Origin of the sequence: Tenacibaculum mesophilum (assembly GCF_003867075.1) — a bacterium.
GTDB classification, from domain to species: domain Bacteria; phylum Bacteroidota; class Bacteroidia; order Flavobacteriales; family Flavobacteriaceae; genus Polaribacter; species Polaribacter mesophilus.
In genome coordinates this window covers 2,326,964-2,341,991 of record NZ_CP032544.1, presented here as the reverse complement: position 1 = coordinate 2,341,991, position 15,028 = coordinate 2,326,964, and the positions used below count along the sequence as shown (strand labels likewise).

18 protein-coding genes are annotated in these 15,028 nt (G+C 31.1%); 6 read left to right on the top strand and 12 right to left on the bottom strand.

Features of this window, described 5'->3' with window-relative positions; all coding sequences use genetic code 11:
- Positions 1-36: 36 nt before the first annotated feature.
- Genes D6200_RS10605 through D6200_RS10595 form a run of 3 tightly spaced genes read right to left on the bottom strand, consistent with a single transcriptional unit; the run spans position 37 to position 1,228 of the window.
- The gene (locus D6200_RS10605) at positions 37-255 is read right to left on the bottom strand and encodes a hypothetical protein (protein ID WP_047788095.1); all 219 of its coding nucleotides are present in this window, start codon (positions 253-255) and stop codon (positions 37-39) included.
- 13 nt (positions 256-268) lie between these two features.
- Positions 269-688, bottom strand: coding sequence for a hypothetical protein (locus D6200_RS10600; protein ID WP_073182380.1), 420 nt, complete (start codon positions 686-688; stop codon positions 269-271).
- 9 nt (positions 689-697) lie between these two features.
- Positions 698-1,228 (bottom strand): RNA polymerase sigma factor, encoded by a 531-nt coding sequence (locus D6200_RS10595; RefSeq protein WP_047788096.1) that lies wholly within the window; start codon positions 1,226-1,228, stop codon positions 698-700.
- 199 nt (positions 1,229-1,427) lie between these two features.
- On the opposite strand from D6200_RS10595, the gene D6200_RS10590 reads away from it, so the two are divergent.
- Complete coding sequence (locus D6200_RS10590) at positions 1,428-2,363, top strand: ABC transporter ATP-binding protein (protein WP_073182381.1); 936 nt, start codon at positions 1,428-1,430, stop codon at positions 2,361-2,363.
- A 187-nt stretch (positions 2,364-2,550) separates the two neighbouring features.
- Here D6200_RS10590 and D6200_RS10585 read toward each other — a convergent pair whose 3' ends face one another.
- Both D6200_RS10585 and D6200_RS10580 read right to left on the bottom strand, forming a co-directional pair.
- Positions 2,551-3,003 (bottom strand): GreA/GreB family elongation factor, encoded by a 453-nt coding sequence (locus D6200_RS10585; protein ID WP_073182382.1) that lies wholly within the window; start codon positions 3,001-3,003, stop codon positions 2,551-2,553.
- Positions 3,004-3,024: 21 nt separating this feature from the next.
- On the bottom strand, positions 3,025-4,134 hold the full coding sequence (locus D6200_RS10580) for an NAD(P)/FAD-dependent oxidoreductase (protein ID WP_073182736.1): 1,110 nt from the start codon (positions 4,132-4,134) through the stop codon (positions 3,025-3,027).
- A gap of 77 nt (positions 4,135-4,211) precedes the next feature.
- Between D6200_RS10580 and D6200_RS10575 the strand changes: the two genes are divergently transcribed.
- The 5 genes from D6200_RS10575 (at position 4,212) to D6200_RS10555 (ending at position 8,221) form a co-directional block, all read left to right on the top strand.
- Positions 4,212-4,673: a hypothetical protein gene (locus tag D6200_RS10575; protein WP_073182383.1), complete on the top strand. Its 462-nt coding sequence runs from the start codon at positions 4,212-4,214 to the stop codon at positions 4,671-4,673.
- Between the two features lie 103 nt (positions 4,674-4,776).
- A complete protein-coding gene (locus D6200_RS10570) occupies positions 4,777-5,694 on the top strand; it encodes a hypothetical protein (protein ID WP_073182384.1) in 918 nt (305 codons plus the stop codon).
- A 134-nt stretch (positions 5,695-5,828) separates the two neighbouring features.
- Positions 5,829-6,584, top strand: a complete 756-nt coding sequence (locus tag D6200_RS10565; protein WP_073182385.1) for an SDR family NAD(P)-dependent oxidoreductase — start codon at positions 5,829-5,831, stop codon at positions 6,582-6,584.
- Positions 6,585-6,587: 3 nt separating this feature from the next.
- The gene (locus D6200_RS10560) at positions 6,588-7,727 is read left to right on the top strand and encodes an ATP-binding protein (protein ID WP_073182386.1); all 1,140 of its coding nucleotides are present in this window, start codon (positions 6,588-6,590) and stop codon (positions 7,725-7,727) included.
- A gap of 110 nt (positions 7,728-7,837) precedes the next feature.
- Complete coding sequence (locus D6200_RS10555) at positions 7,838-8,221, top strand: ankyrin repeat domain-containing protein (RefSeq protein ID WP_047788101.1); 384 nt, start codon at positions 7,838-7,840, stop codon at positions 8,219-8,221.
- Between the two features lie 393 nt (positions 8,222-8,614).
- Here D6200_RS10555 and D6200_RS10550 read toward each other — a convergent pair whose 3' ends face one another.
- The 7 genes from D6200_RS10550 to D6200_RS10520 form a co-directional block, all read right to left on the bottom strand.
- Complete coding sequence (locus D6200_RS10550) at positions 8,615-9,361, bottom strand: succinate dehydrogenase/fumarate reductase iron-sulfur subunit (protein WP_073182387.1); 747 nt, start codon at positions 9,359-9,361, stop codon at positions 8,615-8,617.
- Positions 9,362-9,370: 9 nt separating this feature from the next.
- Positions 9,371-11,386: a fumarate reductase/succinate dehydrogenase flavoprotein subunit gene (locus tag D6200_RS10545; RefSeq protein ID WP_073182388.1), complete on the bottom strand. Its 2,016-nt coding sequence runs from the start codon at positions 11,384-11,386 to the stop codon at positions 9,371-9,373.
- Positions 11,387-11,398: 12 nt separating this feature from the next.
- Positions 11,399-12,076, bottom strand: coding sequence for a succinate dehydrogenase cytochrome b subunit (locus D6200_RS10540; protein ID WP_073182389.1), 678 nt, complete (start codon positions 12,074-12,076; stop codon positions 11,399-11,401).
- Between the two features lie 184 nt (positions 12,077-12,260).
- Entirely contained in the window at positions 12,261-12,845 is a 585-nt protein-coding gene (locus D6200_RS10535) for an alpha-ketoglutarate-dependent dioxygenase AlkB (RefSeq protein WP_073182390.1), read from the bottom strand.
- A gap of 6 nt (positions 12,846-12,851) precedes the next feature.
- Positions 12,852-13,541 carry an alpha/beta fold hydrolase gene (locus D6200_RS10530; RefSeq protein WP_073182391.1) on the bottom strand — a complete coding sequence of 230 codons (690 nt, stop codon included), beginning with the start codon at positions 13,539-13,541 and terminating at the stop codon, positions 12,852-12,854.
- A complete protein-coding gene (locus D6200_RS10525) occupies positions 13,542-14,162 on the bottom strand; it encodes a DUF6973 domain-containing protein (protein ID WP_073182392.1) in 621 nt (206 codons plus the stop codon).
- Positions 14,163-14,167: 5 nt separating this feature from the next.
- Complete coding sequence (locus D6200_RS10520; RefSeq protein ID WP_073182393.1) at positions 14,168-14,968, bottom strand: S24 family peptidase; 801 nt, start codon at positions 14,966-14,968, stop codon at positions 14,168-14,170.
- Between the last annotated feature and the right edge of the window lie 60 nt (positions 14,969-15,028).

Genomic DNA, 15,028 nt, shown 5'->3' with positions numbered 1-15,028 from the left:
AACCGACATTATTTAATGTCGGTTTTGTTTTAATATTTAATCTGCTAATTCCATACAGTTAAATCCTTTTTCTTTTACTTTATTTATAATGTCAGCTTCTGTTATAATATCAGTTGCCTCTATTCTTAAAACATTATCAACATCTTCAAGATCAATAGATATATTAATTATATTATTATCTTTATTAAATAACTGACGTATAGAATCTTCTTTTTTCTTTGTGTCAATATCGGTTCCATAGATAAATAGTTTCATAACTCAATGGTTTTTATTCTTGTTCCGTTTCTTTATTTAATTTGTCTACATATTTTTGATAAGCTTCACTGCCTTCTTCTTTCCAAAACCTATCATAATGTTCCCATTCTGAAAACTTTCCTTTACAGTTCTTTTCATAATGTGATTTGAACTTGTGTTTTCTTCTTTTGTTAGAATATTTCTTTGATTTATGTTTTCCTCCACATTCACTAGAAGAAAATAAAATTTTAGCTAAAATAAATAACCCTACTGCTTGCCAGTAGTTAATAACTGGTAATCCAAAAATATCTGGCATAAGGTTATTCCAAAGCCACATAATTGCATATCCAAAAAGTATTGCAAGCATTAAAACTGCAATTATTCCGAATATTATTCTTCCTACAAATATTCCTGGAGATTCTCCATCTCTTCTTTCTTTAAACAAATTTTCCATCTTTTATTTTTATTTTTTGTTTTCAATTTTTCTAAGTAATATTCCTAATGCTCGATGTCTTCTTGACATTAATGTTCCAACAGGTACTTTAAGTTCCTCCGATAGTTCATTGTATGTGTACCCTTCAAAATCAATAGCTATAATTATTTCTTTATATACAGGTTTAAGGTTCATTATTCTTAATTCTAGTTCCTTTTTCATTACTTCAGAGTACGTATTATCAGGAGTACCATATAAAACCTCTGTAAATTCAATCAGTTTTATTTCATCAATATCTGAAGCTGAAGCTTCGTATTTCTTTCTTCTTAAATTATCAATGATTTTATTTTTTAGAGACCTGTAAACAAAGCTAGCTACATTGTTTATAGGTGAATTTCCATTAACTCCAGAAAACAATTTTAAAGCAACTTCTTGAATAATATCTTCTGCATCTTGATGAATACTTTGTTTAATTTTAGTTCCAACATAAGACTTAAGGGCACCATATTCTTTATCAAAAAAGGCTTTTAATTTCTTTTTATTTTCCGTTTCTTGGTTCATTTATAGGCTTTCTTTGAGCTCCTCAATTATAAAGACGTACTTTTTATTTTCTATTGCATTTTTTTAAAAAAACTCTTCATACCATTTATAACAAATATACTTAGAGCTAATTTTTAAAAAAGAAGACTATTTAAAGAGAAACTTGGAATGAAAAATCTTGTTTATAATTTATCTTAAACCTTTATGTATTTTTGCAACCATGCTACAAGTAAATAATATTTCATTCACTTATCCATCTAAAGAAAAAACCTTAGAAAACATCCATTTTACACTTCAAAAAGGTGAGCACTTGTGTGTAATGGGTGAAAGCGGTTGTGGAAAATCTACACTTTTAAAAATTGTATATGGTTTACTAGATGTTGATAAAGGGAACTTATATTGGAATGATATTCAAATTTTAGGACCTGAACACTATTTAGTTCCTGGAATGGAGTTTTTCAAATATGTAGCGCAAGATTTTGACTTAATGCCTTTCACATCTGTAAGTGAAAATATTAAAAAGTTCTTGTCACGATTTTACCCTAAAGAAGCTGAAGAAAGAACACAAGAACTTCTGGAAGTTATTGAAATGACTGAATTAGCGAACGAAAAAGTTAAAAACTTAAGTGGTGGACAGCAACAAAGAGTAGCCATTGCTAGAGCGTTGGCTAAAGAACCAGAATTATTATTGTTAGACGAACCTTTCAGTCAAATAGACAACTTTAAAAAGAACTCATTAAGAAGACGATTGTTTGCTTATTTAAAAAAGAAAAATATTGCCTGTATTGTTGCTACGCACGATGGAAATGATGCTCTTTCTTTTGCTGATACCATGATGGTAATCCGCAACAACCAAATCATTGCGCATGACAGTCCAGCAAACTTATATAAAAACCCAAAAGAAAAGTATGTTGCTTCTTTATTTGATGATGTAAACGAACTTACCATAAATAAACAAACATTATTACTATATCCTAACTTACTTGAGATTACCAAAAAACCATCAAAACTAGAAGGAACTGTATTGAAATCTTATTTTAAGGGGGGGTATTGGCTAATAGAAGTTGCTTATAACAACCAATCCATTTTTATAAACCACTTTGAAAATATTGAGCATAAAAAAACAGTCTCATTTAAGTTAAAAGAGACTGTTTAAACCAATAATAACTATCTCTATAATTATTACTCAACTATCTTAAAATAAATTATTTTCTAAAAAAAATACACCCTTACCATCTTAAACACCAAAAGATAAAAGTGTATTATAGCTTCTTTTTCTGTTCTGGTTATAACAACCTTTCCTGCATGTAAAACAAGTTATTTTTGTTTTACCCTACTTTTTCTTAAAAAATTTCTCTAATGACACTTTTTAATCCATTGAACTCAAAAGATTCTCCTTCCTTTTTACCTAAAATTAACTTTCCTATGGGTGAAGATGGAGATATTGCAAAGTATTTTTTATTTTCAAAAGTTAACAATCCTACACTCACACTAATAAAATAGTTTATAGTTGAGGTGGTTATAACTACACTGCCTAAATGAGCAATTTTTGAAGTTGTATCTATATTAATTTTAGCAAGTGTTTCTTTCATTTGAGCAATTCCACTAAGTTGCTGACTCGCTTTTTCCATTTCTAACTGTAGCATTGCCCTACCGGTTTCATGTTTATCTCCTGCAGAACTTTTTGTTTCAGATTGTAATGCTTTTTGATGAGAAGAAATTGTTTCTTCTACAGTTTGTAAACGTTTATTTACATACAACTCACATTGTTTGTATAGTTCTTCTTTAATATTCATTTCTTACTTTTCTAAGTAATACTAATTTACAAGTTGTGCTAACTCTTTTCCTACCAAACTTCCTATAGCAACTCCCATTCCTCCTAATCGTACACCACAAAACACATTATTTGAAAGCTGTTTTACAATCGCTTTTTTCTGATTTCCAACCCCCATAATTCCACTCCAGCGATGCTCTATTTCAACTTTAGTATTCGGTAAAATTGTTGTTTTTAAAATTTCTTCTAATTTGTTTTGAATAAGCAATGTTTGTCCAAACTCATCAGTTTCTTCACCTTTAAAATCCAAATTTCTTCCTCCTCCAAACAAAATTCTATTATCAATATTTCTAAAATAATAATATCCTTTATCTAGGTGAAAAGTTCCTTTTATATGTAAATTTTCAATCGGTTTCGTAATTAATACCTGTGCTCGTGCAGGTTGTACATTTTCTTTCAATAATTTATTTGCAAATCCGTTGGTAGCAATGAATAATTTTTTAGTAGTAAACTCAATCTGATTCGTTTTTACTTCTACTTCATCGTTGTTTTCTATAAATTCTTTAACCTGAATATTGTTGATAATTTTCACCCCTGAGGACAAAACTTTTTCTAACAACTTAGCCGCCATCTTACCAGTATCTATTTGCCCTTCAAACTGGTTGGTTATATATTGTTGATGAATATTTTGAAACCCAAACTTGTTATCATCAACCGAAAAAACATCCTTAGAAAACAACGGCTTTAAAAGCTCATTTATCGATGTTTTTTGCTCTAAACACGATTCGTGTAATTCTGTTGTTAAGAACAATTCATATCCTTTATTTTGTTGAAAATCTATGTTTTTATCGCCCAATGTGGTGCGTAAAAGCTGTAAACCTTGCCAACGTTTTTTTACCAAGCTAAAAACCTCTTCTTCGGTATGTGTATTTAAATCATCTATCAGTTCAGATAAACTTCCAAAACAAGCAAAACCTGCATTTTTAGTGCTGGCTCCTTGTGGTAACACTCCTTTTTCTAAAACTAGAATTTTTGCCATGGGGTATTTTTCTCTTAATTGTAATGCACAATTTAACCCCACAATTCCACTTCCTACTACAGTAAAATCAACATTTGTAAACCACTCTTTTAGTTCCCAGTAACTGAAATTCAACTTCATATAAATCTGATTATATTTGTGACTTGGCACACTCCTTGAATGTCTAAATTTAAACATTAAAAAACAACTCTATGAAATTAATTGGAATCTTAATTTTAGCTCTAAGCTTTACTAAATGCGCAAGTGTAAAAATGGAGAACAATCATCCTTTCAAAATAGAATCTGCAAGTTATTCTCATGTAACAGGAGGTGTAAAAGGTAGTTATAACTCTACTAACTTGATTATTAATTTTACTGCTGAGAAGCCAGTTGACTTTCAAAAAGTATATTTTCAAAATAGGATTACCAAGGCTATTGTTGAGCAACATAACGATAAACAATACATTACTGCTCGTTATAAAACCTCATCTAATGAGTTAAATGATCTTATTTTACATGCTGACCCAAAAAAAGAGTTTGGTAACACTCCTGCAGAAGAATTTCCTTTTGAATTAAAAGAAAATGAAGCAATGGTTTCTTATATTATTGAAGAGAAAACACACTACGTTAAAATAGAAAACATTATAAAAAAAGATAAGGTCTTTATGCAATAAAAACCTTAGTATAGAATAACTTTAAACACCTCAAAAAAGAGGTGTTTTTTATTTTTGGCACGTAATTTGAAAACCTATAAGCATAACCATAAAATGAATGCTTATGAAACGTATAAAATTACTTTTAATACTACTTATTGGTGGTGTAACACTTACGTCGTGTGTTGTAAGAAATGAAATTGTAGATGATGGTTTTTCTTTAAACGAATATATTTCAAGTTATGATTTATGGTATGTAGATTATCACAGAACAACTGGTAGTGGCGAAGTTCCTTTTTTATCAAGAGCTTTTACTATTTCTTTTTTAAACGGAACCATGTATGCAAATAATAATATTGTTGATATTGGTAAAACAGGAAATGGTTTAGGTATAGCTGTTGGTAACTATAGTACATACGGAACAATTTTAGAAACGCGTCATGATATAGATGGATATTTTGAATTTGATGTAGTACAACTTTCTAATAACGAAATTAGAATTGATGATTTATCACAAAATGTAAGTTATTATCTAGTAGGGTATCAAACAGATACATTTGATTATGACATGTTGTTCTATGAAAATATTGAGTATTTTTTACAAGAGTTTAAAGCTTGGGAAAGAACTGATGAAACTGGAGGTACTCCAAATCCTTTTGATAACGAGCATTATCTAAAATTTACTCATAAAAATGATGTGACATTCTATTCATCACATGACCCTTTTGGCACAAATGTTGATTATATAAACTGGGATTTTGAAGGAAGTTATATTGTTAGAAATGTTATAGGAGAAAACAATCTAAAATATTTAACACTTAATTATGATAACGGAGATACTGAAGAGTTTGATTTAACCGTTATAAATGACGAAACAATACGATTAAAGCACGTAAGTTCAAGAACAACATATATTTTTTCTGGTATAGAATTTATCCAGTATTTAAAAGCAGAAAAAACAAGTACTACAAAACCAGCTGTAAGGAGTAGCGGTAGAAAACGTACTAAAATAAAAAGAGAAACAGTTCCTAAAAGGAAATAAAAATAAAGTTTGGTTAGTTGATTTTTGGTTGGTGTAGTAGCCAACTAAAAGAAACCGCTCCGCTAGGGGCGGTTTTTCATTTTATAATGGTAGCTTAACATAAAAAATATTACCTTTATACAAAACAAAAAACCATGCAACAAACTGCTTTAATTACTGGAGCAACCTCAGGTATTGGTAAGGCAACCGCTCAACTTTTTTCTAAAAATAACATCAACTTAATTCTTTGTGGTAGACGTGTTGAAAAGCTACAAAAACTGCAACAAGAATTATCAAAATTTACCAAAGTACATATACTTCAGTTTGATGTTCGTTATAACGAAGAAGTACAAAATGCGATCAACAGTTTACCTGACGAATTTAAACATATTGATATTCTTATTAACAATGCTGGAAATGCTCATGGATTAAACAGCATTCAAAATGGAAATATTGACGATTGGGACGCTATGATTGACGGAAACGTTAAAGGCTTATTATACGTTTCAAAAGCTATTATTCCTCAAATGGTAGAACGAAACAATGGTTTCATTGTAAATATTGGCTCTATCGCAGGAAAAGATGTGTATCCTAACGGAAATGTGTATTGTGCGTCAAAGTTCGCTGTAAACGCTTTAAATAAAGGAATGCGTATTGATTTGAATCAACACAACATTCGCGTATGTGCCATTCACCCAGGATTGGTAGAAACTGAGTTTTCTGATGTTCGTTTTAAAGGAGATTCTGAAAGAGCTAAAACTGTATATCAAGGATACAAAGCACTACAACCTGAAGATATAGCAGACATTATTCACTTTGTAGTTACTCGTCCGTATCATGTAAATATTGAAGATTTAATTGTATACCCTACAGCGCAAGCTAGTGCAACTATTGTGAACAAAAACGCTTAAGTTGTGATTAACAAACGTCTTTTAATTAAAAACTTACTGTCTCATAACGACGAGAATAGTTTTTATGATAAAAAACAAAAATTATCCTTTGGTTCTAAAGAAGGAAAAGCTAAGTTTATAAAACACGTTTGTGCACTTTCTAATTCAAACCCTAACAACAACTCATATATTGTTATTGGTATTGAGGATGAAGAAAATAAAATTATAGGAGTTGATTTTTATGATGATAGCAAAATTCAAAATTTGGTAAATGCTTATCTGAATAATCCACCAAAAATAGAATATGAAAATGTTCCTTTTCCACGTTTGCAACGCCACAAAGTAATTGGATTAGTAACTATTTATCCTACCAAATTAATTACCTCTTTAGCCAAAAATGTCTGGAAATATCGTAAAGGAACTATTTTTTATCGTAGAGGTAGTAATTCTATGCCTGCTGAAGAAGGTTTTATTTTAAAGAATAACAACAAAGCTATTGTTGAAGCCATTGAAAAAAACGCAAGTAACAATATTCAACTTACCCTTGATGGCGTTTTCGACTTTATTAATAGGCACAAACCAGAATATAATCCGCAATACAAAGTATTTAACGAACAGTTTGTGCTTTGTTGGGCAGGAAAAAAGAAAATTATAAATAATGAAGCGTTTTTTACTCGTGTTGATATTGAGTTGGTAAACGAACAAGTACGTTTGTTTTTTTCTTCGTTAGATGATGTACAAATTAGTTACAACGAACAGTCTTTTATTATCACCGAATACATTGTTTTAGGGATTGATAAGAGTGAAAAACGCTATCCGTTAGAAAAAACCATTATTAACTTTAAAGATAACGGAAAGCATGATATTGTTACGGAATTTTTATTTGAAGCTCCTCAATACCATAACGATATTTTACAACTTATTTATGATAATAATAATAGTATTGTCGCTAAAATTATGAACGACAAACCTCTTTCTGTTATTGAACATGAAGATGTATATCGACTACCTACTACCTATCTAATCTGTTATTTAAATGGATTTGAAATTGCTCCTCTACAACTTAAAAAAGCAAAAAATTATATCAAAAACTTAGAAGATAAAACTACCTATATTAAATACAAAGAAGCTATGCGAGTAATACGAAAAGTAAAATATCATTAAGAGATTTTTAAGACCTTATCTTAAATAATTGTTAAGTGTCTGTTTTTGGTGAAACGTTTTGTTTTAATAGGCGTCTTTTAGCTGTAACCTAATCATAAAAACACAACATCATGAAAAAATTAATTTTATCAGCTTTAGCAATTACTTTATCCTTCGGAACTATTACTGCTACTTCAACTCCATATGAAACACCTGTTAAAACTAACCTAGAATACCCTAATGTAAGTACTTTTTGTAAATTAATTAGAGCTGGAAACTTTGAGGCTGTAAAAGCTATGGTTGAAAACGGAACAGATATTAACAGAAAGTCTACAGGACTAACTCCTTTAATGTTTGCTGCTAGATATAACAAAGCAGATATTGTTCAATTATTAATTGATAACGGAGCAAAATTAAAAACAAAGTCTGAAAGAGGATATACTGCCTTAGAATATGCTAAAATGTCAAAAGCACATGAGTCTTATAAAGTTATTGCTAAAGCTTTAGGAAAGTAATATAACCAAGACTTTGAGTCGACCTAGTATAGGTTGATAGTTTTTATAAAGTATTAATTTAGATCTTTGAAATTTAGCTTCAAAGATCTTTTAGTATAAGCTATACTGATTCTTTTACAAGTTTGTTTAAATCTTTACATTTATAAATAAAGAATTCTTAATAAATATTAATACAAATAATGTTAGAATGATGAAAAATACGAAGTAAAGAGTTGATATTGTATAATACAAAAGAACGTATTTATCATATGAAATGCTAATACCTACATAAAACAATAAGCAAAATAAAATTAGAATAAAAACAAAATACAGATAAGACAACTTTCTTATCTGTATTTTAATTATTTCTAATTCTAGAAAATAGTAACGCTTTAATACGGTTAAGTTTTATTTTTATCCTTTAAAGCTAGCTTTTAAGAACTCTGAGTTCATACGAGCAATGTTTTCTAAAGAAATTCCTTTCGGGCATTCAATTTCACAAGCTCCAGTATTAGTACAGTTACCAAAACCTTCTAAATCCATTTGAGCAACCATGTTTTTAACACGCTCAGTCGCTTCAACCTGTCCTTGAGGTAATAAAGCATATTGAGATACTTTTGCTCCAACAAATAACATGGCAGATGAGTTTTTACAAGTAGCAACACAAGCACCACAACCAATACATGTGGCAGCATCCATTGCTTTATCAGCATTTTCTTTAGGAACCAAGATAGCATTGGCATCTGTGGTGTTTCCTGATGTGTTTACTGAAATATAACCGCCTGCTTGTTGAATTCTTTCAAAAGAACCTCTATCAACCACTAAATCTTTAATTACTGGAAAAGCAGCAGCTCTAAATGGTTCAATTGTAATAGTATCTCCATCGTTAAACATACGCATGTGCAACTGACATGTAGTTACTCCACGATCTGGTCCGTGTGCTTCACCGTTAATATACATTGAACACATTCCGCAGATTCCTTCACGACAGTCGTGGTCGAATGCTACAGGCTCTTCACCAGCATTAACTAATTGTTCGTTTAATACGTCCATCATTTCTAAGAAAGACATATGCTCAGAAATATCGGTCACCTTATATTCGACCATTTTTCCTTTATCACTTGCGTTTTTTTGACGCCAAATTTTAAGTGTTAAATTCATAATTCTCTCTTATTTGTATGAACGTTGTTTTAATTCAATATCGTTAAACTCTAATTCTTCTTTGTGTAATACAGCATCAGCTGGCTCTCCTTTATACTCCCATGCAGCTACATAAGCAAAGTTTGCATCATCACGTTTTGCTTCTCCTTTTTGAGGTCCGTCTAATTCAACAGACTCTTCTCTAAAGTGTCCTCCACAAGATTCAGTTCTGTTTAAGGCATCTTTAGCAAATAATTCTCCTAACTCTAAGAAATCAGCTACTCTTCCAGCTTTTTCTAATTCTGGGTTCATTTCATTAGCCTCTCCAGGAACTTTTACGTTTTTCCAGAAATCTTCACGTAACTCTTTAATTTCAGCCATCGCTTCTTTTAAACCTTGTTCGTTACGTGCCATTCCACATTTTTCCCACATAATTTTTCCTAATTTTTTGTGGTAGTAATCTACAGAATGCTCTCCTTTATTGTTAATGAAGAAATTAATACGATCTTTAACCGCTTTTTCAGCTTCTTCAAATTCTTTAGTTTCTGTTGAAATTTTACCTGTACGGATATCATTAGATAAATAATCACCAATTGTATAAGGTAACACGAAGTATCCGTCAGCCAAACCTTGCATTAATGCAGAAGCTCCTAAACGGTTAGCACCGTGATCAGAGAAGTTTGCTTCACCAATAGCATAACAACCATCAATTGTAGTCATTAAGTTATAATCTACCCAAATTCCACCCATGGTGTAGTGAGTTGCAGGATAAATCATCATTGGTGTTTTGTATGGATTGTCATCTACAATCTTTTCATACATTTGGAATAAGTTCCCGTACTTAGCTTCTACTATTTTTTCACCTTCAGCAATAATTTTCTCTTGTGAAGGGTTTTTAATTCCATGTAATTTACATTGCTCTTTACCGTAACGCTCAATAGCTGATTTAAAATCTAAGTAAACAGCTTCACCAGTAGCATTTACACCATAACCAGCATCACAACGCTCTTTTGCAGCACGAGAAGCCACATCTCGAGGTACTAAGTTACCAAAGGCAGGATATCTTCTTTCTAAGTAGTAATCTCTATCTTCTTCAGCAATTTGAGTTGGTTTTAATTTTCCTTCTCTAATAGCTAATACATCTTCCATTTTCTTAGGAACCCAAATACGACCATCGTTACGTAACGATTCAGACATTAGGGTTAATTTAGACTGATAGTCTCCCGAACGAGGAATACAAGTTGGGTGAATTTGTGTATAACAAGGATTCGCAAAGAAAGCTCCTTTTTTGTGAACTTTCCAAGCAGCTGTAGCGTTAGATCCCATTGCGTTAGTTGATAAGAAATATACATTTCCATATCCACCAGAAGCAATTACTACTGCATGTGCAGAGTGACGCTCAATTTCACCAGTAACTAGGTTACGAGCAATAATACCACGAGCTTTTCCATCAACAATTACCAAATCTAACATTTCATGGCGATTGAACATTTCAATCTTACCACGAGCAATTTGACGGTTCATTGCAGAATATGCTCCTAATAATAACTGCTGACCAGTTTGTCCTTTCGCATAGAAAGTACGAGATACTAATACCCCACCAAACGAACGGTTATCTAATTGTCCACCATAATCACGTGCAAAAGGAACTCCTTGAGCAACACATTGATCAATAATATTTGCAGAAACCTCAGCTAAACGATAAACGTTTGCTTCACGAGAACGGTAATCTCCACCTTTTACTGTATCATAAAATAAACGGTAAAAAGAATCACCATCACCTTGATAGTTTTTTGCTGCGTTAATACCACCTTGTGCTGCAATAGAGTGTGCACGACGAGGTGAATCTTGGTAAGCAAAAGCTTTAACGTTATATCCTAATTCTGCTAACGTTGCAGAAGCAGAACCACCCGCTAAACCAGTACCCACTACAATAACGTCAATTAAACGTTTGTTAGCAGGGTTTACCAAGTCAATTTTATCTTTATAAGTTGTCCATTTATCTTTTAATGGACCTTTTGGAATTTTTGAATCTAAAGTTGCCATACTTGTTTCGTATTAGTGATTGAAATGATGAAATAATGCAATAATTACGAATCCTAACGGAATTAAGATTGCGTAAAGCTTACCAAAAGTTTTCAATCCTTTAGTATATTTATTATTTGCTCCCACAGATTGGAAAGCAGAATTAAATCCGTGTAATAAGTGTAATGCTAAGAAAACAAAAGCAATTACATAAGCACCAACTCTAATTGGGCTTAAAAACTTGTGTTGTAGTTCGTGGAAGTATCTAAACTCACCATCGTGTAAACCACTCCAGTCACCTTGAATAAATTTGGTGTTGATTTCTGGAAACCAAAAATCGATAAAGTGTAATACAATAAAAGCTAAAATAGCAGCACCACTGTAAATCATGTTTCTACTCATCCAAGTAGAGTTTGCAGCTCCATTATTTTTAGCATAGCTAACCTTACGAGCACTTTTGTTTTTAATTTCTAAGACGAATCCCATTACAAAGTGAAATACCACACCAAATATTAAAATTGGTTGCATTACATATTGAATTAACGGGTTTGTTCCCATAAAGTGCGACAGTTTGTTAAATGTAGCTCCGTTATCTGGAAAAATCGAAGTAATGTTAATTGCAAAATGTTGTAATAAGAAAAACATCAGGAAGAATGCCGAAAGTGCCATGGCAAACTTTCTTCCGATAGAAGATTTTAGTAATCCGCTCATTATTTTGTTTATTGATTAAATAATAGCACAAATTTAAGAGGATGACAGTACTTGAACAAACTTTACGAATTGTTTTCTTAAATATTTAGAATGGGTTTAAATAGTGATTTAAGAAAACAGTTTTTTTGATATTTGTAGAGGAAAAAATGAGAGTGAATTTAAGCTTTTTTTCATGTATGGGGTTTCAAAAACCGTATTTTCTAAATGTTAAATTTACTCTTGGGTTTAAATATTCAGGGTTTTCGGGTAGGCTGTGTTCGTAGTATTCTTGACAATCTTTTTTCATAACTAATAAACTCCCATGCTCCAGAAGTATATTGTTTTCAATCATCGTTTTATTTTCTCGAAGATAAAACATACGTTCTTCACCTAAACTAAGGGAAGGAATAATATCAGTATTTCCAAAAGCAACTTTATCTGAATGATAATCAATGCCAGAATTTCCATTAGGATAATAAATACATACACAAGTTTTAAATTCTTGTCTAGTGTGTTCTTCAACTTGCTTTTTTAAAGGAAGCATATATTTTGGCCATATCATAGTGTTTCCCCAAGCTGATTTTTGAAAAACATTTTTCTCCATTAAATCAGGGTCAATAAACATTAATTTACCAAAGTTGTATTTAATTACCTCATCAGATGAAAGTCTCATTTCCATCATATTTGTAAGTTCAGACAGGCTTATTAATTGTTTAAATAACTCTGTAGCATCTTTTTCAGTTAAAAAATTAGGGCTGTAACTGATAACATTATTAAGGCTGGTTGACATTTTATATTATTCGTTGATGGTTAGGTTCATTATTGATGCCAGTTCTTCAGGTTTTTCAAGAGGAACCATATGACCACAATTTTTAATCATTACGTATGTTCCTCTTTCAGTTTTATTGGCAAACTCTTTTAGTTTTTTTGGGTTGATAAGCGCATCATTTTCGGCAGCAATAAAAAAGATAGGGATGTTTAAATTTAAAACTTCTTGTGAAATATTTAATCTAGTTGAAGTTGCTTTTAACTGACGAAGTAGTACGTCTTTTCCTAAATCGGCATCCATTTTTTTAATAACAGAAATAATTTCGGAATTACGGTGATTATCTGGGTGTAAAAACTGTTGAATTCTTGCTTGAGAGATTCCTTTGTAGGTGTGTTTTTCTAAAAAGTCAATAGTGCTTTTTCTTAGTTGAATTTCTGAATCACTCAATCCATCAGTATTGGCAGCAACTACAACTAACTTTTTTACTTTTTCAGGATAATGAGCACTAAAGTTCATAGCGGAAAACCCACCTAAAGAAAACCCAATGATAGTGGCTGGTTCTTCAACGTGATTCAGTATCATTTGATTAATTTCCTCAAAAGAATTAGCAGGAGTAATATCAATATGGACTGGCAATATGTTTTTTAGTTTAGGAAAAACATATTGCCATAAATCTACCGTACACATGGTACCTGAAATTACATATACTTTTTGCATTTATCTATTATAATTAGAACTAACCAAGCATTTGTTATTCTTCCACTTGCCGATTAATGTTTTTTTAGGAATTATCTCATTATTACAAGTTAGAAAATTACCGTTTTTATCTTTTTTAATAATTTTTAATTTTCCTTGATGAATGGCGTTGATTACTCTGTAGATCAATCCATTTTTAGGAAGGTTGTTGCCCTTTTTGGATAAAGTTAAACCAACTTCGTTGTTAAATAAATCCATATCAGAAGAAATTTGATCAGGAATAACACCGTCCTCTAGTTTTCGCTCTTTGTACGTTTTATAGTTATCTTTTTCGTGAGCTTTGCCAAGTGAACGAGCAGCATTTTCACCAATTGATTGTTTTAATAAAGCCATCCAAAAAGCATGACGAAATGCATCTACTTGTCCACCTGCATGATCGCCATCTAACAAGGGAGAAACTCTTAGAGAGTCACTTACTCTTGATGCTTCACGTGAAACAATAAAAGCTTTTTTTGCTTTAAAAGGATGGAGTAGTACCCATGTTTTTTGAGCTCCTTGTAATTTTTTAAATTGTTGCCAGTTGGATTGTGCAGTGGTATAAAAAGGCAGTAAAAGAACTAAAAAAAGCAGTTTTTTAAGCATAAAAATTAATTTTTACTGCTAATTTGCTCTTCTAATTCAACAATTTTACTTTCTAAATCGTGTAATCTATCATAAACATCAACAGGTTCAGGCATTTGTTTAGAGGCGAACATAGTTACATACCAAACTTCCATAATTTCCTCAGCATTTATGGTATAAGTAGGGTAGTTACCATCTTTATTATCACTTTTTAAAATAAGTTTACCTCTTTCTTCTATTCTATTAATTACACGTTTTAAAACAATACCATCATTCTTACTTACAATTACATATACACGACCATCTTTAATATCATGTAAATTTTCAACATATTTTCCAAAAACTAAATCTCCATCAAAAAAAGTACGCACCATAGAGTTTCCTTGTACTTCAAAACAACGAAAGGTACCATTATTAAGATGAGGCATATTAAAAGAAGGAAGTTGTTCTATGTAATTTGAATCTCCATAACCATTTAAATAACCAGCTCTTGCTTGTATAGGAACATAAACTACATTTTCATTACCTGAAGAATTCACAGAAACAACCTGAGGAACTCCAGAATATGTTTGAATATTTGTAGGTTCTGTTTTTAGCATTATATCACTTTTTCCAAATAAATAATCAGGATTAATGTTAAATTCATTAATAATAGAAGTAAGAACATCGTAACCAGGTTTTGTTTTTTTTCTACTACCGTCAGATTGAGGTCTCCCATTAATAATGCTATCTATAGTAGTTCCAGTAACACCTATTTTTTTTGAAAAAGAAAAGTTATTTAAGTTAAAAGCATCTCTAATTGCTGCTATTTTTTCGGAAATTCCCATAACATTTTATGTTTTTACATATTGCAAAAATAATTAAACTTTTGTTTGTTTAAATGTGTA